19 protein-coding genes are annotated in these 22644 nt (G+C 66.4%); 8 read left to right on the top strand and 11 right to left on the bottom strand.

Annotated elements, in window-relative coordinates; genetic code table 11:
• Window positions 1–460: 460 nt before the first annotated feature.
• From B7D75_RS19330 to B7D75_RS19310, 5 genes are all read right to left on the bottom strand, one after another.
• On the bottom strand, window positions 461–829 hold the full coding sequence (locus tag B7D75_RS19330; protein ID WP_003151958.1) for a DUF2195 family protein: 369 nt from the start codon (window positions 827–829) through the stop codon (window positions 461–463).
• Between the two features lie 189 nt (window positions 830–1018).
• A complete protein-coding gene (locus tag B7D75_RS19325; RefSeq protein ID WP_107114336.1) occupies window positions 1019–1573 on the bottom strand; it encodes a BRO-N domain-containing protein in 555 nt (184 codons plus the stop codon).
• A 532-nt stretch (window positions 1574–2105) separates the two neighbouring features.
• A complete protein-coding gene (locus B7D75_RS19320; protein WP_107114335.1) occupies window positions 2106–2639 on the bottom strand; it encodes an REP-associated tyrosine transposase in 534 nt (177 codons plus the stop codon).
• Between the two features lie 227 nt (window positions 2640–2866).
• Window positions 2867–4114, bottom strand: coding sequence for a ribonucleotide-diphosphate reductase subunit beta (locus B7D75_RS19315; protein WP_003086547.1), 1248 nt, complete (start codon window positions 4112–4114; stop codon window positions 2867–2869).
• A gap of 263 nt (window positions 4115–4377) precedes the next feature.
• Window positions 4378–7269, bottom strand: a complete 2892-nt coding sequence (locus B7D75_RS19310) for a ribonucleoside-diphosphate reductase subunit alpha (RefSeq protein ID WP_107114334.1) — start codon at window positions 7267–7269, stop codon at window positions 4378–4380.
• Between the two features lie 732 nt (window positions 7270–8001).
• Here B7D75_RS19310 and B7D75_RS19305 point away from each other — a divergent pair.
• The 3 genes from B7D75_RS19305 to B7D75_RS19295 all read left to right on the top strand — a co-directional run bounded on the left by B7D75_RS19305 (window position 8002) and on the right by B7D75_RS19295 (window position 10914).
• Window positions 8002–8712, top strand: a complete 711-nt coding sequence (locus B7D75_RS19305) for a winged helix-turn-helix domain-containing protein (protein WP_003151962.1) — start codon at window positions 8002–8004, stop codon at window positions 8710–8712.
• Between the two features lie 56 nt (window positions 8713–8768).
• On the top strand, window positions 8769–10385 hold the full coding sequence (locus tag B7D75_RS19300; protein WP_034079533.1) for an ATP-binding protein: 1617 nt from the start codon (window positions 8769–8771) through the stop codon (window positions 10383–10385).
• A 319-nt stretch (window positions 10386–10704) separates the two neighbouring features.
• Window positions 10705–10914 carry a cold-shock protein gene (locus B7D75_RS19295; RefSeq protein WP_003082372.1) on the top strand — a complete coding sequence of 70 codons (210 nt, stop codon included), beginning with the start codon at window positions 10705–10707 and terminating at the stop codon, window positions 10912–10914.
• A gap of 105 nt (window positions 10915–11019) precedes the next feature.
• On the opposite strand, the gene B7D75_RS19290 is transcribed toward B7D75_RS19295, so the two are convergent.
• Genes B7D75_RS19290 through dapE form a run of 3 tightly spaced genes read right to left on the bottom strand, consistent with a single transcriptional unit; the run spans window position 11020 to window position 13375 of the window.
• The gene (locus B7D75_RS19290; RefSeq protein ID WP_003151966.1) at window positions 11020–11403 is read right to left on the bottom strand and encodes a hypothetical protein; all 384 of its coding nucleotides are present in this window, start codon (window positions 11401–11403) and stop codon (window positions 11020–11022) included.
• A gap of 17 nt (window positions 11404–11420) precedes the next feature.
• Window positions 11421–12224: a putative RNA methyltransferase gene (locus B7D75_RS19285; protein WP_012076680.1), complete on the bottom strand. Its 804-nt coding sequence runs from the start codon at window positions 12222–12224 to the stop codon at window positions 11421–11423.
• Window positions 12224–13375, bottom strand: coding sequence for a succinyl-diaminopimelate desuccinylase (dapE, locus tag B7D75_RS19280; RefSeq protein WP_033998780.1), 1152 nt, complete (start codon window positions 13373–13375; stop codon window positions 12224–12226). Before dapE ends, B7D75_RS19285 begins: the two co-directional genes overlap by 1 nt.
• 414 nt (window positions 13376–13789) lie before the next feature.
• On the opposite strand from dapE, the gene tcdA reads away from it, so the two are divergent.
• Window positions 13790–14602: a tRNA cyclic N6-threonylcarbamoyladenosine(37) synthase TcdA gene (tcdA, locus tag B7D75_RS19275; protein WP_012076678.1), complete on the top strand. Its 813-nt coding sequence runs from the start codon at window positions 13790–13792 to the stop codon at window positions 14600–14602.
• On the opposite strand, the gene B7D75_RS19270 is transcribed toward tcdA, so the two are convergent.
• Window positions 14603–15331: a 4'-phosphopantetheinyl transferase family protein gene (locus B7D75_RS19270; RefSeq protein ID WP_033998782.1), complete on the bottom strand. Its 729-nt coding sequence runs from the start codon at window positions 15329–15331 to the stop codon at window positions 14603–14605.
• A gap of 226 nt (window positions 15332–15557) precedes the next feature.
• Entirely contained in the window at window positions 15558–16346 is a 789-nt protein-coding gene (locus B7D75_RS19265; protein WP_058129180.1) for a dienelactone hydrolase family protein, read from the bottom strand.
• A gap of 176 nt (window positions 16347–16522) precedes the next feature.
• Here B7D75_RS19265 and B7D75_RS19260 point away from each other — a divergent pair, with 176 nt between their 5' ends.
• From B7D75_RS19260 to loxA, 3 genes are all read left to right on the top strand, one after another.
• Window positions 16523–17194 (top strand): polysaccharide lyase family 7 protein, encoded by a 672-nt coding sequence (locus tag B7D75_RS19260; RefSeq protein WP_053817522.1) that lies wholly within the window; start codon window positions 16523–16525, stop codon window positions 17192–17194.
• Window positions 17195–17689: 495 nt separating this feature from the next.
• Window positions 17690–18010, top strand: a complete 321-nt coding sequence (locus B7D75_RS19255) for a hypothetical protein (protein WP_034079537.1) — start codon at window positions 17690–17692, stop codon at window positions 18008–18010.
• Window positions 18011–18090: 80 nt separating this feature from the next.
• On the top strand, window positions 18091–20148 hold the full coding sequence (gene loxA / locus B7D75_RS19250; protein WP_107114333.1) for a lipoxygenase LoxA: 2058 nt from the start codon (window positions 18091–18093) through the stop codon (window positions 20146–20148).
• A gap of 42 nt (window positions 20149–20190) precedes the next feature.
• Here loxA and B7D75_RS19245 read toward each other — a convergent pair whose 3' ends face one another.
• Window positions 20191–20922: a TerC family protein gene (locus B7D75_RS19245; RefSeq protein ID WP_003148841.1), complete on the bottom strand. Its 732-nt coding sequence runs from the start codon at window positions 20920–20922 to the stop codon at window positions 20191–20193.
• Between the two features lie 521 nt (window positions 20923–21443).
• Between B7D75_RS19245 and B7D75_RS19240 the strand changes: the two genes are divergently transcribed.
• Complete coding sequence (locus B7D75_RS19240; RefSeq protein WP_053817521.1) at window positions 21444–22640, top strand: lytic murein transglycosylase; 1197 nt, start codon at window positions 21444–21446, stop codon at window positions 22638–22640.
• Window positions 22641–22644: the final 4 nt, after the last annotated feature.

Below are 22644 nucleotides of genomic sequence, written 5' to 3'. Positions count from 1 at the left end.
TGGGGGCTGGTGACACGCTCCTTCTCGGCCATACCGAGATAGCCATGGGGTGTTGATCAGTAATGGCGGGGCTTGCCCGGCGATCCGATCAGGCGGATCGGTGAACGGAGGCCAATCTAGCACCGTGATTTTTATTGGTATAGACCAAAAATAGTGCAAAAGGATTCGAATTTTGCGAGGGAATGCCCTGGATTAATGCAAAAGCCTCGCACCGGGAGGAGGGATGCAAGGCATTTATTGAGAAATTTCAGGGATTTGGAATAGACCAGATTTTCGATGGATAGGCCGAAGACCCGCCTGGCTGGATGCAAGGCGGGCTTTCATCGCGGAAGCAGGCGCGGAAGGCGAGCATTGGCCGCAGATCCGAGATTGTCGCCGGTGTGCCGGTTTCAGAGCGGTGAAGCGCCGTTTGCAAAACAGGTGGAGGCGCCGCGCCGGCCGTCGCTGGATCGGTGGACAGTCAATCGGCGCTGGCGCAGCCGAGACGCACCGCGAGCGTCCTGTCAGTCGCCAGTCGCGTATCCGCCGCCAGCATCAGCGTGCGGACGCCTTCGTGGCGACCGTCGAGCAGGCCTTCCTGAAGGACCAGCGCCTGCGCATTGGCCTGCGTGGCCAGCAGCCGATAACGCACCAGCGCCGAGGTACAGCCGCATTCGCCGGTGGAACGCCGGGCCTCCAGGGTGAGTGGCAGGTGCAACTGGCCCTCCGCCGTGTGCGGCGCACCGAGCCGGGCGGCGAGGCAGGCGGAGAGGGCATTGTCGAGCGTCGCCGCGTCGGCGAATGGGGCGGCCAGGCAGAGGCTGCCGAGGAGCAGGGCTTTGGCGTCCATGTCGGGGTTCCGCTGGGGCTGAGAGGGAATCATGGCTGAGGTGGGCGGGTGCTGCCAGCCCAGGAGATCTATCAAGGAAAAACGTCTGGCTGAAACCGCCGCTCTATCCGGCGACGAGCGTCGACTTGCATGAACGAGTGGCGTCCGCCATTGCTCAAGCCCTGACTCCTTTCAGGGTATGTGGCGGGATCAGGCCCGGATCAGCGGGCGTGGGCTGTCGAGGAGGTGCGGACAGTCGGAGAGGGGGATCCAGGTCTTGCCTTGCCAGTGCAGGGTGTCGATCTCGGCGGTTTTCCAGCGCAGCACGGCGCGCTGGGGCGTGGCTTTGTGGCGGGTCTGGCTGCGCAGGCGTGGCAGCACCGAGCCGCTGACCCAACGACGCAAGCCTCGCGCCGCGCCGGGTACGGCGAGCCAGAGCAGGGCGTAGAGCCCGGACTCGCTGACCAGGCAATCCTGGTGTGGCCCGTGGCGTTCGTCGTGGAGCCAGGCGAGCCGCCACTGGTCGGCATCCAGGTGCCGCTCCAGCGCATGGCAGAGGGCGAACAAGCGCTCGCGCTGTTCCGCCGTCGCCAGCGGCCACGGCGCCTCGTCACACAACGCCGCCGGCGCCCGACCGCCCAGGTAACGGCCCAGCAGCCGCACCAGGTCGGAGAGCACGAACCAGCCTTCCTCATCCAGCAGCACGGCGCGCAGGACCCGATGGTGGTGGGTGAAACGACTGGGGTGGAGGAGGGTGTCAGACATGGCGCACCTCCGGGGAGGTGGTGTTGGTGTCGTGCCGCGAGGGGATGAATGGGGTGGGTTGAAAAACGAATGGCATACGCATTTCCTCAATGGAATACACCGCTACTTTCGGGAGCGGTTTGCCGCTGGGTGGTATGCGTTCTTAGCGCCGAAGAATGATTATGGAGCGCACCGATAGCGGTCAACGGTAGGGCGAATAACTGCAAAGCAGTTATCCGCCGATTCTCTGAAGCCATTGCTTGTACATCGACTTGACGAAGTTCTTTCAATCCCCCGATGCTCGGGCGTTACAGGAAAATCCTGTGTAGTTGCGGATAACGCTTCGCGTTATTCGCCCTACCTCTTCCAGAGAAACATCCGACGCTCCGGTCCGCCCCATCAGGAGGCCGAGCGGAATCGTCGTGTAGGAGGTCGAATGCAGGGGCAAGCGCTTTGGTTACTTTCTCGGGGCCGGCCATCCTGCGAGGCCGAGAAAAAGACTTGGTAGCCGGGGTAGAGCGAGTAACGGCACAGCCGTTATCCGCCAGCAGACTCAAACCCGCTCCGCCGCTCGGACCTCCAAGGAAGGATCACCGGCCCAATCCTTGGGATAAAGCCCTTCAGCTACGGCCCGGTGGAAGGTGGAGAAGGGCCAGTCCTTGACCGCCGTAACCAGCCCGTGTTTCACAGGGTTGAGATGGATGTAGTCGAAATGGCGCCGGTAGTCCGTGTCATTGCGAATCAGGTGTTCCCAGTAGCGGTGTTGCCAGATGGCGCGTTGTCCTCGCCGCCGTTGCGCGAGGGTACGTGGTTCGTGGCAGGGGATGCGCCGTGCGAAGCCGGACTTGATGACCTTCCAGCGGGTGGCGAAATCGGCATCGTGGGGCGGCAGGGTCCAGAGGCAATGCATGTGTTCCGGCAGCACGACCCAGGCATCGATGCGGAAGGGATGCCGGTGCCTGGTCTGAGCGACCACGCGGCGCAGCAGGTCGATTTCGCGGGTCAGCAGGTTAGAGCGGCGGTCATGCAGGGTGACGGTGAAGAAATAGGTGCCGCCAGGGACCCAGGTTCGTCGGTAGCTTGGCATTGGGGATCATCCGTGTATCCAGAGGGATTTCGGAGCGTACCTTGGCCAGGTGGCGGATAACGCTGCGCGTTATTCGCCCTACGAAGGTTTCAGATTGAGTGAATGGTTGGGCATGTTTTTCTCTTTAATGAAGAGCCCCGCACAAGGCGGGGCTCTTTTCTCTACCACTGCCCCAAAAATCCCTTTCCGGCAACAGCGTCTAACGGTCTTGACCTAAATCGAGAATCTCAATCCCAGCTCAGTGCTCCGCCCGTCTGGTACTCGATAACCCGCGTCTCGAAGAAGTTCTTCTCCTTCTTCAGGTCCATGATCTCCGACATCCACGGGAACGGGTTGGTGGTCCCCGGATACTCTTCCTTCAGGCCGATCTGGGTCAGGCGCCGGTTGGCGATGAACTTCAGGTAGTCCTCCATCATCGCCGCGTTCATGCCCAGCACCCCGCGCGGCATGGTATCGCGCGCGTATTCGATCTCCAGCTGGGTGCCCTGGAGGATCATCTGGGTCGCCTCGTCCTTCATCTGGGCGTCCCACAGGTGCGGGTTCTCGATCTTGATCTGGTTGATCACGTCGATGCCGAAGTTCAGGTGCATCGACTCGTCGCGGAGGATGTACTGGAACTGCTCGGCGGTGCCGGTCATCTTGTTGCGGCGGCCCATGGAGAGGATCTGGGTGAAGCCGCAGTAGAAGAAGATGCCTTCCAGCACGCAGTAGTAGGCGATCAGGTTGCGCAGGAACTGGCGGTCGGTTTCCGGGGTGCCGGTCTGGAACATCGGGTCGGAGATCGAGCGGGTGTACTTCAGGCCCCACGAGGCCTTCTTCGCCACGCTGGGGATCTCATGGTACATGTTGAAGATCTCGCCCTCGTCCATGCCCAGCGACTCGATGCAGTACTGGTAGGCGTGGGTGTGGATCGCCTCTTCGAAGGCCTGGCGCAGGATGTACTGGCGGCACTCGGGGTTGGTGATCAGGCGGTACACGGCCAGCACCAGGTTGTTGGCGACCAGCGAGTCGGCGGTGGAGAAGAAGCCGAGGTTGCGCATGACGATGCGCCGCTCGTCCTCGCTGAGGCCGTCCTTGCTCTTCCACAGGGCGATGTCGGCGTTCATGTTGACTTCCTGCGGCATCCAGTGGTTGGCGCAACCATCCAGATACTTCTGCCAGGCCCAGTCGTACTTGAAGGGGACGAGCTGGTTGAGGTCGGCGCGGGCGTTGATCATCTGCTTGTCGCCGACCTGCACGCGCGCGGCGGAGCCTTCGAGGTCGTCCAGGCCTTCCTGGATGTCGAGGTCGTTCAGGGCCTTCTTGGCGCGGGCGACGGCGTCGGAGTCGTCGGCGGAAACGGCGCGCGCTTCTTCCACCGAGCCGGCGGCTTCGTCGTCCAGCTTGTCATGGCCCTGGGCAACGGCCTGGGCGGCGGCGGGCGCGGCCTTGGCTTCGGTCGGGTCTTCTTTGTCGAATTCGTCCCAGCTCAGCATCTTGCTCTCTCCTGGTCTGGCGGCCGTCTCGGCGGCCTGGATATGGGGCGTGAGGTGCACGCGAAAGCGGTGGTCCGGCACGGTCTGGCCGGGCCGTTCTTCTCCCCCGGAGGGAAGAAGGGGATTGTTCCTGGCCCTGGCGAGAGGCCTTGCGCTGCCAGCGTGGCGCTGGACGAGCGACCGTCAGGCGCCGGGCAGGCCGGACCCACGCGAGGAGTCCGGCTTGCCCGGCCGCGACACGGACGTCGTTCAGCGACGCGCGATCACTGGCAGGCTTCGCAGTCGGGGTTGTCGATGCTGCACGCCTGCGGTACCGGCGCCGGCTTCGGCTCGGCGGCCGGGGCGGCTTGCAGGCCGTCGTTGCCACCGGCCGACACGGCGTTGAGCTTGCCGGTGTTGATGGTGGACTTCTCGGTGCTGGTGGCGGCCAGGGCACGGAGGTAGTAGGTGGTCTTCAGGCCGCGGAACCAGGCCATGCGGTAGGTCACGTCGAGCTTCTTGCCCGAGGCGCCGGCGATGTACAGGTTCAGCGACTGGGCCTGGTCGATCCACTTCTGGCGACGGCTGGCGGCTTCGACGATCCAGCGGGTCTCGACTTCGAACGCGGTGGCGTAGAGGTCCTTGAGGTCCTGCGGGATGCGCTCGATCTGCTGCACGGAACCGTCGTAGTACTTCAGGTCGTTGACCATGACCGGGTCCCACAGGCCGCGGGCCTTGAGGTCGCGCACCAGGTAGGGGTTGATCACGGTGAACTCGCCGGAGAGGTTCGACTTCACGTACAGGTTCTGGTAGGTCGGCTCGATCGACTGCGAGACGCCGGTGATGTTGGCGATGGTCGCGGTCGGCGCGATGGCCATGATGTTCGAGTTGCGGATGCCTTTCTGTACGCGCTCGCGCAGCGGCGCCCAGTCGAGGGTTTCCGACAGGTCGACTTCGATGTACTTGGCGCCGCGCTCTTCGATCAGCTTCTTCTCCGAGTCGATCGGCAGGATGCCTTGCGACCACAGCGAGCCCTGGAAGGTCTGGTAGGCGCCGCGCTCGTCGGCCAGGTCGCAGGACGCCTGGATCGCGTAGTAGCTGATGGCTTCCATGGACTGGTCGGCGAAGGCGATGGCCGCGTCCGAACCGTAGGGGATGTGCTGCAGGTACAGGGCGTCCTGGAAGCCCATGATGCCCAGGCCTACCGGACGGTGCTTGAAGTTGGAGTTCTGCGCCTGCGGGACCGAGTAGTAGTTGATGTCGATGACGTTATCGAGCATGCGTACCGCGGTCTTGACGGTCTTCTCCAGCTTGGCGGTGTCCAGCTTGCCGTCGACGATGTGGTTGACCAGGTTGATCGAGCCCAGGTTGCAGACGGCGATCTCGTCCTTGTTGGTGTTCAGGGTGATCTCGGTGCAGAGGTTCGAGCTGTGCACCACGCCCACGTGCTGCTGCGGGCTGCGCAGGTTGCACGGGTCCTTGAAGGTCAGCCACGGGTGGCCGGTCTCGAACAGCATGGAGAGCATCTTGCGCCACAGGTCCTTGGCCTGGACGACCTTGTGCAGCTTCAGCTTGCCGTAGCTGGCCAGGGCCTCGTAGTACTCGTAGCGCTCCTCGAAGGCCTTGCCGTAGAGGTCGTGCAGGTCGGGGACGTCGGACGGCGAGAAGAGGGTCCAGGAGCCGTCGTCGAAGACGCGCTTCATGAACAGGTCGGGGATCCAGTTGGCGGTGTTCATGTCGTGGGTACGACGACGGTCGTCACCGGTGTTCTTGCGCAGCTCGAGGAATTCCTCGATGTCCAGGTGCCAGGTCTCCAGGTAGGCGCAGACCGCGCCCTTGCGCTTGCCGCCCTGGTTGACCGCGACCGCGGTGTCGTTGACCACTTTCAGGAAGGGCACGACGCCCTGGGACTTGCCGTTGGTGCCCTTGATGTAGGAGCCCAGCGCGCGCACCGGGGTCCAGTCGTTGCCCAGGCCGCCGGCGAATTTCGACAGCATGGCGTTGTCGTGGATGGCGCCGTAGATGCCCGACAGGTCGTCCGGCACGGTGGTCAGGTAGCAGCTGGAGAGCTGCGGACGCAGGGTGCCGGCGTTGAACAGGGTGGGGGTGGAGCTCATGTAGTCGAAGGACGACAGCAGGTTGTAGAACTCGATGGCGCGTGCCTCGCGGTCCTCCTCCTCGATGGCCAGGCCCATGGCCACGCGCATGAAGAAGATCTGCGGCAGTTCGAAGCGGATGCCGTCCTTGTGGATGAAGTAGCGGTCGTACAGGGTCTGCAGGCCGAGGTAGGTGAACTGCTGGTCGCGCTCGTGATCGATGGCCTTGCCCAGTTTCTCCAGGTCGAATTCCTTCAGCTTGGCATCGACCAGCTCGAACTCGGCGCCTTTCTCGATGTAGGCCGGCAGGGCCTTGGCGTACAGCTCGGCCATTTCGTGATGGGTGGCGCTCTCGGCCACGCCGAGGAAGCCCAGGGCTTCGGCGCGCAGGGTGTCCATCAGCAGGCGGGCGGTGACGTAGGAGTAGTTCGGCTCGCGCTCGACCAGGGTGCGCGCGGTCATCACCAGGGCGGTGTTGACGTCCTTCTCGGCGACGCCGTCGTAGAGGTTCTTCAGGGTCTCGCGCTCGATCAGCGCGCCGTCCACCTCGGCCAGGCCTTCGCAGGCTTCGCTGATGATGGTGTTCAGGCGGCCCATGTCCAGCGGCGACAGGCTGCCGTCGGCGCGGGTGATGCGGATGCTCGGGTGCGGCTGGGCGACGTCGCTGGCGGCGCCGGCGTTCTTGCGCTCGGCGGCGCGGGCTTCGCGGTAGATCACGTAGTCGCGGGCGACCTTCTGCTCGCCGGCGCGCATCAGGGCCAGTTCGACCTGGTCCTGGATCTCTTCGATGTGGATGGTGCCACCGGACGGCATGCGGCGCTTGAAGGTGGCGGTGACCTGCTCGGTCAGGCGGCGCACGGTGTCATGGATACGCGACGAGGCGGCGGCGGTGCCGCCTTCCACGGCGAGGAACGCCTTGGTGATGGCCACGGTGATCTTGTCATCGGTGTAGGGGACTACGGTGCCGTTGCGCTTGATCACGCGCAGCTGGCCCGGCGCGGTGGCGGCCAGATCCTGCGACGAATCGGCGGCCTGCGGCGCGTTGGCCTGCGGGTTCTCGCGTGTGGTGTCGGTATGCATGGGTGGGTATCTCCACGTTCTCGTAATGGTTTTGCTAGCGGGCGCCGGGGCGCCCATTCCCTTGAATCGATAAAGAGCCGGGCAGCCGGCCTCGCGGCGGCTGCTTCATTCGAATGCTGAGGGTGGGGACTGTGAGTGCCTCCCTGGCCCTGGCGGGTTCGTGGCGTTTTGCCGGCGAACACAATACCTAGTGGTGTTGACTGTCTGTTTACAGTGTCCGTTGCAACACCCGTACCGCTTTTCCAACGCCATGAAGGGCTCCCCGCGGTGAGCACCGCCGATGCTTTCAATACGTCTGGAAATGGCTTTTTTCGGAGCCGCCGGAGCCATCTGAGTGGTCCGTGCGCGGTTGGTTCCGTTGTAGCCGTTCGTTCGCTCGAAACCCAAGATATAGGGGGTGGCGCCGATGGGGATACAAGATAATGCGCTAATGGGGTGTTTGCAAGGTGACAGTCTGGGGGAAACCTGTGGATAAAGTGTGGGTCTTCTGTGCGTGATTCCTAGGAATCGTCCGTAGGCCGCGGCAGCGCTGGAGAATGCCATTCGTCGCCCTCGGAAAGCACCGTCGCAGACCTGTTCCCCAACCTTTCGGGGCGCGCACCCTACCCACAATATGTAGTGTTTGCAAGATGTTCCGCGCCCGCTGCCGCGCGGCGTCCGTATTGGCTACAATGCGGGCCGCTCCGAGAGGGCCGCACGGCGGCCCCGGGACCGCGATACGAAGGAGGCTGTGTGGAGCAAGAAGCCTGGCGCATCCTGATCGTCGAGGACGATCGACGCCTGGCCGAGCTGACCCGGGAATACCTGGAAGGCAACGGCCTGAAGGTCGACATCGAGGCCAACGGCGCGCTGGCCGCGGCGCGCATCCTCGCCGAGCGCCCGGACCTGGTGGTGCTCGACCTGATGCTGCCGGGCGAGGACGGGCTGTCCATCTGCCGCCAGGTGCGCCCGCAGTTCGACGGCCCGATCCTGATGCTCACCGCGCGCACCGACGACATGGACGAGGTGCTCGGCCTGGAGATGGGCGCCGACGACTACGTGTGCAAGCCGGTGCGCCCGCGCGTGCTGCTGGCGCGTATCCGCGCCCTGTTGCGGCGCAGCGAGGCCCCGGAAACGGGCGCGCCGCCCTTGGACAGCAAGCGCCTGGCGTTCGGCCGCCTGGTGATCGACAACGCGATGCGCGAGGCCTGGCTGGACGAGGCCACCATCGAGCTGACCAGCGCCGAGTTCGACCTGCTCTGGCTGCTGGCGGCCAACGCCGGGCGCATCCTCTCCCGCGAGGAGATCTTCAACGCCCTGCGCGGCATCGAGTACGACGGCCAGGACCGCTCCATCGACGTGCGCATCTCGCGGATCCGCCCGAAGATCGGCGACGACCCGATGCATCCGCGGCTGATCAAGACCGTGCGCAGCAAGGGCTATCTGTTCGTCGGCGAGGGCTGAGCCGCGTTCGCCGCGCCGGCCGCCCGGCCGGCATCGACACCCATGGGGGCTCGCCGATGAAATCCATCTTCCTGCGCATCTATGGCGGCATGCTCCTGGCCCTGCTGCTGGTCAGCGGCCTCGGCCTGTTCGGCCTGCACTGGATCAACGAGGTACGCGGCGAGCACTACCGCGAGGAACTGGCGCGCGGCACTTTCCGCCTGATGGCCGACAACCTGCAGCCGATGAGCGCCACCGAGCGCAAGCGCGCCCTGGCGCAGTGGAGCCGGCTGATGGGCATCCCGCTGCGGCTGGTCGGACTGGACGAGCTGCGGCTGGACGGGCGCAGCCGCGCGCGGCTGATGAACGGCCAGGTGCTGGTGAAGCAGACCGCCGAGCACACCGTCACCGTGCATACCCAGGCCAGCGCCACCGAGGGGCTGGTGCTCAGTGGCGAGGTGCAGCAGGTCAGCGAGCAACTGGCGCGGGCCACGGTCTACCTGCTGATGGACGAACTGGTGCGCTACCCGGCCAGCGAGCAGCCCTACCACCTGGCGCGGATCGTCCGCGACAAGCGCTTCGGCTTCCCGGTGCACCTGCTCCAGGTCAAGGAGCTGGACCTCGACGACGACCAGCGCCGGCGGGTGGTGGAAGGCGACACGGTGATGGCGCTGGGCAAGGACGGCGACTCGATCCGCATCTTCGCCGGCATCCTCGACACGCCCTGGGTGCTGGAGCTGGGCCCGCTGTACCAGATGAACCTCTATCCGCCGCAGTTGCTGTTGCTGCTCGGCGCCCTGTGCCTGGGCTTCATCGGCCTGATCATCTACCTGCTGGTGCGCCGCCTGGAGCAGCGTCTGCGCAGCCTGGAGGCGGCGGCCTCGCGGATCGCCCGGGGCAGCCTGGACACCCGCGTCGAGGTGCGCGGCGGCGACTCGGTGGGACGCCTGGGCGCGGCCTTCAACCACATGGCCGAGCATATCCACCGGCTGCTGACGGTGCAGCGCGAGATGGTCCGCGCGGTGTCCCACGAGCTGCGCACGCCGGTGGCGCGGCTGCGCTTCGGCCTGGAGATGATCGAGACCGCCGAGACCGACGCTGCCCGCCTGAAATACCTGGAGGGAATGGACAACGATATCCAGGACCTCGACAAGCTGGTCGACGAGATGCTCACCTACGCGCGGCTGGAGCAGGGCTCGCCGCCGCTGACCTACCAGCGCGTGGAGCTGGGCGCGCTGGTGCGCCAGGTGGTGGAGGAGATCGCCCCGCTGCGCCGCGAGGTGTTGGTCAGCTGCGAGGAGGGAGTGCTGCTGCCGGAGGAGCTGGGCAGCTGGATCGAGGCCGAGCCGCGCTACCTGCACCGGGCCCTGCAGAACCTGCTGACCAATGCGCTGCGGCATGCCGATCGTCGGGTCAGGATCAGCTACCGGGTCAGCCTGGAGCGGTGCCGGGTGGATGTCGAGGACGACGGGCCGGGGGTGCCGGAGGCGCAATGGGAGCGGCTCTTTACGCCATTCCTGCGCCTGGACGACAGCCGCACCCGGGCTTCCGGCGGGCACGGCCTGGGGCTGTCGATCGTCCGGCGGATCGTCTACTGGCATGGCGGGCGGGCCTCCATCGGCCGCAGCGAGACCCTGGGCGGCGCCTGCTTCACCCTGGCCTGGCCGCGCAAGGCGGGTCTGCGCGACCGCTGAAAAGCTGACGGAAATATGGCAGCTAGCTATCTGCAAGTGCATGCGCAGACGTATTCCAGGCGTAGCGAAAACATATCGAAAGGCCAGTCCCGCCGGGCGTGGCAGGTATTCCGCCAGGGGCTAAAAAAGTCCTTTTCAGTTGGACTCGTTTGTTTATACTCCGGGACGCGGTGGCTAGTGGAACGCCATTCGAAATGCCCGCTCCAACGGCATTTTGCCGGGGTCGGATAACAAGAACAGCGTTGCGCAGCCGAACCGTCGAAGTCTTCCCGGATTGGGAAGGCCACTTATAAAAAATTGCAAGTTGGAGAGTGTGGTAATGGCTGATCGTGAGGTCGGAACCGTCAAGTGGTTCAATGACGCCAAAGGTTATGGATTCATTCAACGCGATAGCGGTCCGGACGTGTTCGTTCACTACCGCGCCATCCGCGGCGAGGGTCACCGCTCCCTGGTGGAAGGCCAGAAAGTGGAATTCTCGGTGATCCAGGGCCAGAAAGGCCTGCAAGCGGAAGACGTCTCCAAGGTCTGATTCCCGCAAGCAAAAGCCCGTCGCGAGACGGGCTTTTGTCATCCAGCGCATCCACCCCGCCAGGCCCGCCAACGGGCGGCCCTCGCAGCGCGGGGTTTTCGTCGTTCAGCCGGTGCGCCAGGTGATTTCCTCGACGCCCTCGGCGCTGACCCGCAGCCAGCGGTCGGCGTCTTCCTCGCCCTGGTTCTCGTCCCAGCCGCCCGGCGCGCAGCGGATCTCCACGCCCAGCGCGGCCTGCGCGGCCCTGGCGCAGGCGAGGTCGTCGTCCCAGGGCGTGCTGTCGCTCTCGAGGAACAGGCTGTGCCACTTGCCCACCGCCTTCGGCAGCCAGGTGACGCGCACCGCGCCGTGTTCGCCGCGGGCCGTGCACTTGAGGGTCTGGCCGCGTTCCTGCCACGGGCCGCAGGGGCCCAGCGCCTGTTCCAGCCAGGCGGCGACGGCCGCGTGCTCGGCGTCTTTCAGGTAGATCTCGATATCCGGTTGGCGCATGGGGTTCTCGGGGACGGTCAGTCGCGTTGCAGCCAATCGTAGCGCACCGCCACGCTGACTTCGAAGGGTTCGGCGAGGATCCGCGCGCGGCGCTCGGCGTTGACCCGCCAGCCGTGCGGGGTCATGGCCAGGAGGTTTTCCCGCGCTTCGTAGCTGTCCAGGGCCAGGCGGAAGCTGAGGGTTTCCGTATGGCGCAGGCTGAGCGGCGCGGGCAGGCCGGCGAGGTGCTTGTCGTCGGCGTAGTCGCGCACGTCATCGTAGAGGCGCTGGCGCAACTCCAGCAGGTGCGCGCTGGCCGGGCCCAGGCGCAGCACGCCGCCGCCGGGGGCGAGGACGCGCACCGCCTCGTTCCAGTCGATCGGGCTGAATACGCTGGCGATCAGCTCGCAACTGGCCTCGGCCAGCGGCAACCGCGCCATGCTCGCCACAAGCCAGGTCAGCTGTGGCGCACGACGGCAGGCGCGCTTCACCGCCTCGCGGGAGATGTCCAGGGCGTAGCCCTCGGCGTCGCCCAGGGCTTCGCCGAGCTGGGCGCTGTAGTAGCCTTCGCCGCAGCCGATGTCCAGCCAGCGCCGTGGCGCGCGCTCGGCGGCCAGCTCGGCCAGGCGCCGGGCCAGCGGCGCGTAGTGGCCGGCGCCGAGGAACTGGCGGCGGGCCTCGACCATGGCGGCGTTGTCGCCCGGGTCGAGGCTTTTCTTGTGCTGCACCGGCAGCAGGTTCAGGTAGCCCTGGCGGGCGCGGTCGAAGCGGTGCCCGGCGGGGCAGGCGACGCCGTTGTCGACCGTTCCCAGGGCGGCGGAGCAGAGCGGGCAGATCAGCATCAGGCGAGCAGCCTCACCAGGGTCTGGTAGTAGATCTCGGTGAGCAGTTCCAGGTCGCTGGCCAGGACCCGCTCGTTGACCTGGTGGATGGTGGCGTTGACCGGGCCGAGCTCGACCACCTGGGTGCCCATGGTGGCGATGAAGCGTCCATCGGAAGTACCGCCGCTGGTCGAGGGCCGGGTCTCGCGGCCGGTGACCGCCTTGATGCTGGCGGCCACCGCGTCGAGCAGCTCGCCCGGTTCGGTGAGGAACGGCAGGCCGGACAGCGCCCATTCGATATGCCAGTCCAGGCCGTGCTTGTCGAGGATCGCCTCGACGCGCTTCTGCAGGCCTTCGACGGTGGATTCGGTGGAGAAGCGGAAGTTGAACAGCGCGCTCAGTTCGCCGGGGATGACGTTGGTGGCGCCGGTCCCGGAGTTCAGGTTGGAAATCTGGAAGCTGGTCGGCGGGAAGAAGGCGTTGCCGTCGTCCCAGTGTTCCGCCGCCAGTTCGGCCAGCGCCGGGGCAGCCAGGTGGATCGGGTTCTTCGCCAGGTGCGGGTAGGCCACGTGGCCCTGCACGCCGCGGATGGTCAGCCTGGCGCCGAGGGAGCCGCGGCGACCGTTCTTCACCACGTCGCCGACCAGGCTGGTGCTCGACGGTTCGCCGACGATGCACCAGTCCAGGCGCTCGCCGCGCGCGGCGAGGCGCTCGACCACCGCCTTGGTGCCATGGTGGGCCGGGCCTTCTTCGTCGCTGGTGATGAGGAAGGCGATGGCGCCCTTGTGCCCGGGATGGTCGGCGACGAAGCGCTCGACCGCGACGATCATCGACGCCAGGCTGCCTTTCATGTCCGCCGCGCCGCGCCCGCAGAGCATGCCCTGCTCGTCGATCAGGGCGTCGAAGGGTTGGTGCTGCCAGGCCTGCACCGGCCCGGTGGGGACCACGTCGGTGTGCCCGGCGAAGCACAGCACCGGGCCGTCGCCGCCGCGCCGCGCCCAGAAGTTGTCCACCTCTTCGATGCGCATCGGCTCCAGGGCGAAGCCGGCGGCTTCCAGGCGGCGCATCATCAGGGCCTGGCAATCGGCGTCGACAGGGGTGACGGAGGGGCGGCGGATCAACTCGCAGGCGAGTTCGAGGGTCGGCGAGAGACTCGGCGAAGAGGCGGTCATGGGGAGGGCATCCTGAACGGGTCGAGCGGGAAAGGGGGAATCTTAAAGCATAAACGCTGGCGAAGGGGCGCCGTTTAGGCGGGCGTTTCGGATCGGCAACCTCGGCGCGGCGGCGGATAACCGCGTTACGGCTATCCGCCCTCCGGAGTATCCAGCGCCCGGATCGGGCGCAGGCGAGTAGCGCGAAGCGCTACCCCCGGGCGGGTTTCCATGGGCTGCGCCCAAGCGCCGCTCTGTCCGGTGCCTCCTCGCATGCTGTCCCGCGCCCCTGCGAGGCACTCAGGCGCCGGGCTGGCGGCTCCCTTGCAGGTCTGGCCCGGTCGCCGCGGCAGGCTGCAAGAACGCAGGCGACGCGGCGCGCCCGGCTTTTTATAATGCGCGGCAATTCGCGATCGGATGTTTCAGGGGTGGGTGATGCAGGTGGATGAACAGCGCTTCGGCGGTATCGGCCGGTTGTACGGTCGCGAGGGGCTGCAGCGCCTGGCCGACAGCCACGTGGCGGTGGTCGGCGTCGGCGGGGTCGGTTCCTGGGCGGCGGAAGCGCTGGCGCGCAGCGGCGTCGGCGAGATTTCCCTGTTCGACCTCGACGATGTCTGCGTGACCAACACCAACCGCCAGGTGCACGCCATCGAGGGCGCGGTGGGCAAGGCCAAGGTCGAGGTGATGGCCGCGCGCATCCTGGCCATCAACCCGGCCTGCCGGGTCCGCGCGGTGGCCGATTTCGTCACTCGCGAGACCATGGCCGAGTACATCGTGGACTTCGACTACGTCATCGACTGCATCGACAGCGTGGCCGCCAAGGCCGCGCTGATCGCCTGGTGCAAGCGGCGCAAGATCCCGGTGATCAGCACCGGCGGCGCCGGTGGCCAGGTCGATCCGACGCAGGTCCAGGTCGCCGACCTGAACAAGACCTTCAACGACCCGCTGGCGGCCAAGGTGCGTTCCACCCTGCGCCGCGACTACAACTTCTCGCGCACGCCGGGACGCACCTACAGCGTGCCCTGCGTGTTCTCCAGCGAACAGCTGCGCTACCCGAAGCCGGACGGCACGGTGTGCCAGTCGAAGAGTTTCGTCGGCGAAGGGGTGAAGCTGGACTGCGCCGGCGGCTTCGGCGCGGTGATGATGGTCACCGCCACCTTCGGCATGGTCGCCGCCGCCCGCGCCGTCGAGCGCCTGGCGGAAGGCCGCGCGCTGCGGCCGTCGCGGCGCACGCCGGGGAAGGCCTGATCAGGCGCCGACCGCCACCAGGCTGAGCAGGCGCTCGTCGAGCACGGCGAACTGGGCGTCCAGCTCGCTGCCGTGCCGCCACTCCGCCGACAGGTCAGTGAGCAGGCGCAGCCGGGCGTGGCCGTCGGCGCGCCATTCCAGCAGTTCCGCATGTTCGAAGTAGAAGCGCTTGCCCACCAGCGGATAGAGCGCCTTGAACAGGCTTTCCTTCAGCGAGAAGACCAGCGTCACCAGCAGGCCGGTGCGTCGCTCCAGGTCGTCGGCGAAGCGCAGGCGCTCGCCTTCGGTGAGGATCTCGCCATGCAGGTAGCGCGCCCGTTCGGCTTCGAGCAGGGTTTCCACGTCCAGGCCGAGGCCGCGCCAGTCGCCGCGCGCCGCCACCAGGGCAGCGGCCCAGCGGTCGCCGTGGGTGATCGAGCCGCTGATCGCGGCCGGCCAGACCGGCGCGCGGTCCTCGCCGATGGCCGGCACCTGGCCGTTGCCGTCGAGGGCGAACAGGGCCGCGCGCGCGCAGAGGCGTCCGGCGAGGAATTCGGCCTGGCGCTTGGCCACCGCGCGGAGGATGTTCGCCGGCGGCTGGATGCCGGCCAGGGCGAAGTCGCCGGGTTGCAGCAGCGCCGGGTCGAAGCGGGTGCTGCGCAACTGCACGCCGGGCAGCGCGACGGGCAGCGGCCAGTGGGCGTCCAGCGGGGAGCAGAAGGCGGGAAGACGGTCGTTCATGGCGCGCATTGTGCCGGTTCCCGACGTGGCCCACCAGTCACGCGGCGCTTACACAAGATTGCAAAAGCGCAACAAAGGAAAACGGACCGCGAGGCCCGGTTTTGACAGACTGCGCCGCGCATTCCCGTGGAATGCAGGTGAGGTTGTTTGTTGATGACGGGATACTGTCCTGTCTCGACCTTTCAAGACGGGAGTCCTTCCGGGGACTCCCGTTTTTTTATGCGTCGAGGCCGGGTCAGCCCCGCTTGAAGATGTCCTCGAGGAACGCCTGCAGGTCCGCCCAGGAGCGCTGGTCGGCCTGGCGGTCGTAGCCGATGTCCAGGCCGTGGCCCTGGTGCGTGTCGGCGTCCGGATTGGTGAAGCCATGCCTGGCGCCGTCCTGGATCACCACCTGGTAGTCGGCGCCGGCGGCGCTCAACTCCTGTTTCAGGGCGTCGAGGTCCTTGGTCGGGACCATGCTGTCGGCGCTGCCGTGCTCCACCAGGATCTTCGCCCTGACGCTGCCCTTGCTGGCCGGGGTGGTGGTGCCGAGGGCGCCGTGGAAGCTCGCCACGCCGGCCAGCGGCAGGCCCTGGCGAGCCATGTCGAGGACGATCTTGCCGCCGAAGCAATAGCCGATCGCGGCGACCTGGCTGGGATCGGTCTGCGGTTGCCGCTTCAGCAGTTCCAGGCCGGCGAGGAAGCGCGTCCTGGCGGCGTCGGCGTCCTTCGTCGCGGCCTGCATGAAGGCCATCGCGTCCTGCGGGTGCCCGGTGTGCTTGCCATCGCCGTACATGTCGATGGCCAGGGCGCTGTAGCCGAGTCCGGCGAGATCGCGGGCGCGGCGCTTGGCGTAGTCGTTGAGACCCCACCATTCGTGGACCACGATGACGCCGGGGCGGATTCCCGGCTTGCTGTCGTCGTAGGCGAAATAGCCGACCATGCGCGTGCCGTCGGCGCCCTGGTAGGGCATCTCGCGGGTCTGGATCGCGGCCTGGGCGCCGAACGCGCAGGCGATGAGCAACAGGGCGCTGAGCAGGCGCATGGCGTCTCTCCGTGAAAGGGTCCCCGATCAAGATAGACGCTTGCGCGCGGGTCGCGGGAAAAACCCTCGGTGCCGGCCCTGCGCCGCTCAAGCGCGGGCCGCCCGGGCCGGGCAAAGCGCGCGGCGCTCATCTACCCTATGGGCGATTCCCTTCCCCTCGCTAGGACACCGTCTGGATGCCTGACCTGAGTACCTGGAACCTGACCATCCCCCAGGGCCGCCCGGCCATCACCATCTCCACCAGCCAACTGCAGCGCGACTACCGCAGCGACTATTTCCAGCGCACCGCCGAAGGCATTCGCTTCTGGGTGCCGGTCAACGGCAGCCATACGCGCAACAGCGAGTTCCCGCGCAGCGAGCTGCGCGAGACCCTGTCCAGCGGCAGGCCCTACAACTGGCGTTACGCCAGGGCCGACAACTGGCTGCAGGCGACCCTGCGCATCGAGGCGGTGCCCTCGACCCGGCGCATGATCATCGGCCAGATCCACAGCGACGGCAGCAACAGTGGCCAGGCCGCGCCGCTGGTGAAGCTGCTCTACCAGCTGCGTCTCGACCAGGGGCGCGTCCAGGCGCTGGTGCGCGAGCGCCCGGATGACAGCGGGACCAGGGTCTACACGCTGATGGACGGGATCCCCCTGGGCCAGTCGTTCAGCTACCGCATCGGCGTTTCCCGCGACGGCCTGCTCAGCGTCTCGGTGAACGGCAGCGCCCTGGAGCAGCGGCTGGACCCGCAATGGGCCTACCAGGGGCTGTACTTCAAGGCCGGACTCTATCTGCAGGACAACCGCGGGCCTTCCAGCGAAGGCGGACGGGCAACCTTCAGCGAGCTGCACGTTCGCCATCAGTGACGATAGGACGGTGGTGCGTCGCGCACTACCTGCCTTCGCAGGATTTCACAACTGCAAGAGTTGACAGGTGCGGAGGCGGGAATTCCGCGCGTGAAGAAAAATATCCATGTTTTGTAAAGGGTGAAATGCCCGGGCGAAGCGCGGCTTCTGGTACTTGAGTACATTCTTTTGCCTTGGCTCCCCGCATCGAATAAATACCGCGCTCGACGAATATCCTCCTCCGTTATCCGGAAGGGCGCGTTCCCGCGCGGCCGGGAGTTGTCGCTTGCCGGTTGCCGTCCGGTAATTCGCCAAGTCAAAAAAATACCGCCAATAATTATTGTGGATAACTATTGATTAAGTAACTTCCTGTCAACTGTGCGAAGCGTCAGCTTATTGCCGGTTTTACCTGTCGCTATTGATTTTTCACGTTCCGGGAAAGTTCGGGGCGTGAATGTTCCTTGGCTGTTATCAGCGAGAAACTTTCATTTCAATGAAATATAGGGAGTCTTCGATATGAACGATCAGGTAAATGCATTGCCGGTTCTCGACCAGGCGGAAGTGGAACAGGTCGCCGGCGCTGGGACATTCCTTGGCGACGCCATCATCAATGGCGTCTACGCGGCCAACTCCTTCCTCAATTCCCCACTGTTCTCCAGCATCGGCAACGTCGCCAGCGCCATCGGCCTCAACCGTACCCACGAACTGGTGGACCTGCTGGCGTTCCAGGTGCCGTCGGTGGCGGCGATCACCGTGGGCAAGATTCTCGGCGGGACCGACAACCACAACGTTCCGCTGCATTACAACAAGGAAAGTGGCGAAGGGCTCTACAGCTGATCGGAACGCACCGTTGAAAGAACGACTCGATGCCTCGGCATCGAGTCGTTCCCTGTGAATGCATTGATGGAGTCGATGATATGAAACGCAGGAGTGTGCTCTTGTCGGGTATCACCCTGAGCGGAACCGCACTGGCCAATGACTCGATATTCTTTTCGCCCTTGAAATATCTGGGGGCGGAACAACAACGATCTATCGATGCCTCGCGAAGTTTGCTGGACAATCTGCTTCCACCGAGTCTGCCGCAATACGACAACCTGGCCGGGAAGTTGGCGCGGCGCGCGGTATTGTCCGGCAAGAAGCTGGCATATGTCTGGACCGCAAACTTCGCCAATGTCAAAGGTGTGCCGATGGCACGCTCGGTGCCCCTGGGTGAATTGCCGAACGTCGACTGGCTGTTGAAGACCGGCGCAGTGATCGTCGAGCTGATCGTCAATTTCGTTGCCTCGCTGCCGGCCTCGGCCGCCGCCCAGTTCGAGCGGATCGCCGCCGGACTCAGCGCTGACCTGGAGGCGGCGCGCAAGGTCCATGCAGAGTTGCTGGAGCAGGCGAAGAACGACCCGGCCGCGGCCGCCAGCCTGCTGCTGCGCTTCACTGAGTTGCAGGCACGGGTGATCGCCCTGCTGACACGGGTCGGCTTGCTGGTCGACGACATCCTCAAGAGCGCCAGCAACCTGGTTACCCAGGACGGGCAGGACGATGGCCTGAACCGCTTTCGCGCGGTGTTCGGCACCCTGCGCCTGCCGCAGGTCGCCGACAGCTTCCGTGACGACGAAGCGTTCGCCCACTGGCGGGTGGCCGGGCCGAACCCGCTGCTGATCCGCCGCGTCGATGCGTTGCCGGGCAACTTTCCGTTGAGCGAAGAGCAGTTCCGCCGGGTGATGGGCGCCGACGACAGCCTGCTGGAAGCCGCGGCCAGCCGCCGCCTGTACCTGCTGGACTACGCCGAACTGGGCAAGCTGGCGCCAGTGGGCGGGGTGGACAAGCCGCTTACCGGCACGGGCTTCGCCTACGCGCCGATCGCCCTGTTCGCCCTCGGCAAGGACCGCGCGACGTTGCTGCCGGTGGCCATCCAGTGCGGCCAGGACCCGGCGACCCATCCGATGTTCGTGCGCCCCGCCGAGTCGGAAAGCGAGCTGTACTGGGGCTGGCAGATGGCCAAGACGGTGGTCCAGGTGGCCGAGGAGAACTACCACGAGATGTTCGTCCACCTGGCCCAGACCCACCTGGTGAGCGAGGCGTTCTGCCTGGCTACCCAGCGCACCCTGGCGCCGACCCATCCGCTGCATGTCCTGCTCGCCCCGCACTTCGAGGGGACCCTGTTCATCAACGAGGGGGCGGCGCGGATCCTGTTGCCGAGCGCCGGCTTCATCGACGTGATGTTCGCCGCGCCGATCCAGGACACCCAGGCCACCGCCGGCGGCAATCGGCTGGCTTTCGACTTCTACCGCGGCATGTTGCCGGAGAACCTGAAGGCGCGGAACGTCGACGATCCGCTCGCGCTGCCGGACTATCCCTACCGAGACGACGGCCTGCTGGTGTGGAACGCGATCCGCCAGTGGGTGGCCGACTACGTGGCGGTGTACTACGTCGGCGACGGCGACGTGACCGGCGATGTCGAGCTGGCGGCCTGGGTCGGCGAAGTGATCGGCAGCGGCAAGGTGGCCGGGTTCCGCCCGATCGCCAGCCGGGCGCAACTGGTCGAGGTGCTGACCATGGTGATCTTCACCGCCTCCGCGCAGCACGCGGCGGTCAATTTCCCGCAGCCTTCGATGATGACCTACGCGCCGGCGATCTGCGCCATGAGCGCGGCGCCGGCGCCGGACTCGCCGAGCGGCAAGAGCGAGGCGGACTGGTTGAAGATGATGCCGCCGACCCTGGTGGCGCTGGAGAAGGTGAACATCTACCACCTGCTCGGTTCGGTTTACCACGGTCGCCTGGGCGACTACCGGCAGACCGGCTTCCCTTATGCGCCGGTGTTCTCGGACGCGCGGGTGACCGCTAGCGGCGGACCGCTGGAACGCTTCCAGGCGCGCCTGAAGGAGGTCGAGGCGATCATCCGCACGCGCAACCAGGCGCGGCGCCGGCCCTACGAGTTCCTGCTGCCGAGCCGGATTCCGGCGAGCACCAATATCTGAAGGGAGAAATAGAACGGGGCGCCCCTGGGCGCCCCGTTCGGCTCAACTGCTTTCGCCTTCGGCGTCCGCTGGCATGGCATGCCGCCGCCTCAGCTGGCGACGCGCCAGCAGGCTGCCGACGAGGATCACGAACAGCGCGCCGAAGGCCGCCGCGCCGTAGTGCAGGTAATGGTCCCACTGCGCGTAGGGCGCCAGCCAGGGCTTCAGCGCGCTGTCGGTGAGCAGCATGCCGCCGGCGATCCAGCCGAGCAGGCCGCCGCCGAAGAGGATGATCAGCGGGAAGCGGTCGATCAGGCGCAGGATCAGCTGGCTGCCCCAGACGATGATCGGGATGCTGATCAGCACGCCCAGGGAGACCAGGAAGAAATCCCCGGCCGAGGCGGCGGACAGGGCGATGACGTTGTCCAGGCTCATCACCGCGTCGGCGATGATGATGGTCTTGATCGCGCCGAGCAGGTGGGTGCTGCCCTTGATGTCGTCGCCGTTCTCCTCCTCCGGCAGCAGCAGCTTGATGCCGATCCACAGCAGCAGGAGCGCGCCGATCACCTTCAGGTACGGCAGGTCGAGCAGGTGCAGGGCGAAGAACAGCAGGAGGATGCGGATCAGGATGGCGCCGGCGACGCCGCCGAAGATCGCCTGCTTGCGCCGGTGCGCCGGCAGGTGCCGGCAGGCGAGGGCGATGACCACGGCGTTGTCGCCGCCCAGGAGGATATCGATGGCGACGATCTGCAGCAGGGCTGTCCAGAACGTCGGGTCGCTCAACCAGTGGATCAAGGCTGTACTCCGAAACGTGTAGTGAGGGCGGAAAGCCCGGGACGGCGGCGGATGGCGGCCGCCCGGCTTTCCAGCGGTGGTCCTGGGGACCGTCGGGGCCGGCTCCGGCTTGTGGACGGAGGCGGGGAACACTGCTTGGACAGGCGGACGCCCGGCCAGTGCCCGGAAAATCGACGCGTAGGTGCGCCGTCGCATCCAGGCTCCAGGTGTGACGCGGCGGATCGGCCACGAGACACCCGGCAAGCGCATTCCGTCGCCAGTCTGCCCGAGCAGGGTTTCAGCCGGCTTTCATTCAGGGGGGGAGATGGCGTCGCTCCCGACGGGGCGGTAGGCTAGCGGACTGTGTGGCTGATTCGACCCGTCGATTTCGGCGCCGGGCTTCGCCATGCCGCGTTTGCCGCTCCTCGGCGTAGTCCCGGTACCCGAACTTCGATCGAATCCACCGCACAGGCCACTAGGCTTTCGGCGCCGGGGGAGCCCGCCGGTGCCATGGACGACCGCTCACCGCACAAGGAAAACCCATGCGCAGTCTTCTTCTTTCCTCGCTGGCGTTGCTGCCCACGCTGGCCCTGGCGCAGCCCGACGCCTCGACCTTCCCTTCCTGCCTCGCCGGCCTGCAGAAGAAGGCCCAGGCACAGGGCATTTCCGCAGACAGCTATGCGCGCTTCACCAGCGGCCTGCAGGCCGACCTGAGCGTGCTCGAGCTGCTCGACGCGCAGCCGGAGTTCACCACCCCGCTGTGGGACTACCTGGCTGGCCTGGTGGACGAACAGCGGGTCAGCGATGGCAAGGCGATGCTCGCCCGGTACGACGAGCTGCTCGAGCGGGTGGCCGCGCGCTACGGCGTGGACAAGTACACGGTGGTGGCGGTGTGGGGCGTGGAAAGCGACTACGGGCGGATCTTCGGCAAGCGCCCGCTGCTGACCTCGCTATCGACCCTGTCCTGCTACGGGCGTCGCCAGGCGTTTTTCCAGGGCGAGTTCCTCGCCACCCTCAAGCTGCTGCAGGCCGGCGACATCCGCGACGCCGGCATCACCGGCTCCTGGGCCGGGGCCTTCGGTCATACCCAGTTCATGCCGTCGACCTATGCGCGGATCGCCGTGGATTTCGACGGCGACGGCCGGCGTGACCTGGTCGGCAGCGTGCCGGACGCCCTCGGCTCCACCGCCAACTACCTGAAGAAGGCCGGCTGGCGCACGGGACAGCCGTGGGGCTACGAAGTGAAGGTGCCGGCCGATTTCCCCGCCGGCCTGGCCGGGCGCGGCAAGCGCCAGCCGCTGTCGGCCTGGGTCGCCCGCGGGGTGAAGCGGGTCGACGGGCAGCCGCTGCCGGGCGGCGACGAGAAGGCCGCGATCCTCCTGCCGACCGGGGCCCAGGGCCCGGCCTTCCTGGTCTATCGCAACTACGATGCGATCTATTCCTACAACGCCGCGGAAAGCTATGCGCTGGCCATCGCCCTGCTTTCCGATCGCCTGCGCGGCGGCAGCGGCCTGGTGGCGTCCTGGCCGACCGACGACCCGGGCATCAGCCGGATCGAGCGCAAGCAATTGCAGAAGGCGCTGCTGGCGCGCGGCTACGACATCGGCGAGGCCGACGGGCTGATCGGCACCAGCACGCGCAAGGCGATCCAGGCCGAGCAGAAGCGCCTCGGCCTGACGCCGGCCGATGGCCGCGCCGGGCGCAGGATCCTCGAGGCCCTCGAGGGCGCCCAGCCCTGAGCCC

Origin of the sequence: Pseudomonas paraeruginosa (assembly GCF_003025345.2) — a bacterium.
Lineage (GTDB): Bacteria > Pseudomonadota > Gammaproteobacteria > Pseudomonadales > Pseudomonadaceae > Pseudomonas > Pseudomonas paraeruginosa.
Note: the sequence above shows the minus strand (reverse complement) of the source record. Positions and strands in the feature narration are given on the sequence as shown.

What these genes read in the sequence shown, in the direction of transcription:
- B7D75_RS19325 (WP_107114336.1), bottom strand. Translation starts at nt 1,573, where the DNA reads ATGTCTGACACCCTCCTCCACCCCAGTCGTTTCACCCACCACCATCGG.
- B7D75_RS19300 (WP_034079533.1), top strand. Translation starts at nt 8,769, where the DNA reads ATGAAATCCATCTTCCTGCGCATCTATGGCGGCATGCTCCTGGCCCTG.
- B7D75_RS19270 (WP_033998782.1), bottom strand. Translation starts at nt 15,331, where the DNA reads ATGCGCGCCATGAACGACCGTCTTCCCGCCTTCTGCTCCCCGCTGGAC.
- B7D75_RS19315 (WP_003086547.1), bottom strand. Translation starts at nt 4,114, where the DNA reads ATGCTGAGCTGGGACGAATTCGACAAAGAAGACCCGACCGAAGCCAAG.
- B7D75_RS19290 (WP_003151966.1), bottom strand. Translation starts at nt 11,403, where the DNA reads ATGCGCCAACCGGATATCGAGATCTACCTGAAAGACGCCGAGCACGCG.
- tcdA (WP_012076678.1), top strand. Translation starts at nt 13,790, where the DNA reads ATGCAGGTGGATGAACAGCGCTTCGGCGGTATCGGCCGGTTGTACGGT.
- B7D75_RS19255 (WP_034079537.1), top strand. Translation starts at nt 17,690, where the DNA reads ATGAACGATCAGGTAAATGCATTGCCGGTTCTCGACCAGGCGGAAGTG.
- B7D75_RS19295 (WP_003082372.1), top strand. Translation starts at nt 10,705, where the DNA reads ATGGCTGATCGTGAGGTCGGAACCGTCAAGTGGTTCAATGACGCCAAA.
- loxA (WP_107114333.1), top strand. Translation starts at nt 18,091, where the DNA reads ATGAAACGCAGGAGTGTGCTCTTGTCGGGTATCACCCTGAGCGGAACC.
- dapE (WP_033998780.1), bottom strand. Translation starts at nt 13,375, where the DNA reads ATGACCGCCTCTTCGCCGAGTCTCTCGCCGACCCTCGAACTCGCCTGC.
- B7D75_RS19320 (WP_107114335.1), bottom strand. Translation starts at nt 2,639, where the DNA reads ATGCCAAGCTACCGACGAACCTGGGTCCCTGGCGGCACCTATTTCTTC.
- B7D75_RS19310 (WP_107114334.1), bottom strand. Translation starts at nt 7,269, where the DNA reads ATGCATACCGACACCACACGCGAGAACCCGCAGGCCAACGCGCCGCAG.
- B7D75_RS19285 (WP_012076680.1), bottom strand. Translation starts at nt 12,224, where the DNA reads ATGCTGATCTGCCCGCTCTGCTCCGCCGCCCTGGGAACGGTCGACAAC.
- B7D75_RS19240 (WP_053817521.1), top strand. Translation starts at nt 21,444, where the DNA reads ATGCGCAGTCTTCTTCTTTCCTCGCTGGCGTTGCTGCCCACGCTGGCC.
- B7D75_RS19260 (WP_053817522.1), top strand. Translation starts at nt 16,523, where the DNA reads ATGCCTGACCTGAGTACCTGGAACCTGACCATCCCCCAGGGCCGCCCG.
- B7D75_RS19265 (WP_058129180.1), bottom strand. Translation starts at nt 16,346, where the DNA reads ATGCGCCTGCTCAGCGCCCTGTTGCTCATCGCCTGCGCGTTCGGCGCC.
- B7D75_RS19330 (WP_003151958.1), bottom strand. Translation starts at nt 829, where the DNA reads ATGGACGCCAAAGCCCTGCTCCTCGGCAGCCTCTGCCTGGCCGCCCCA.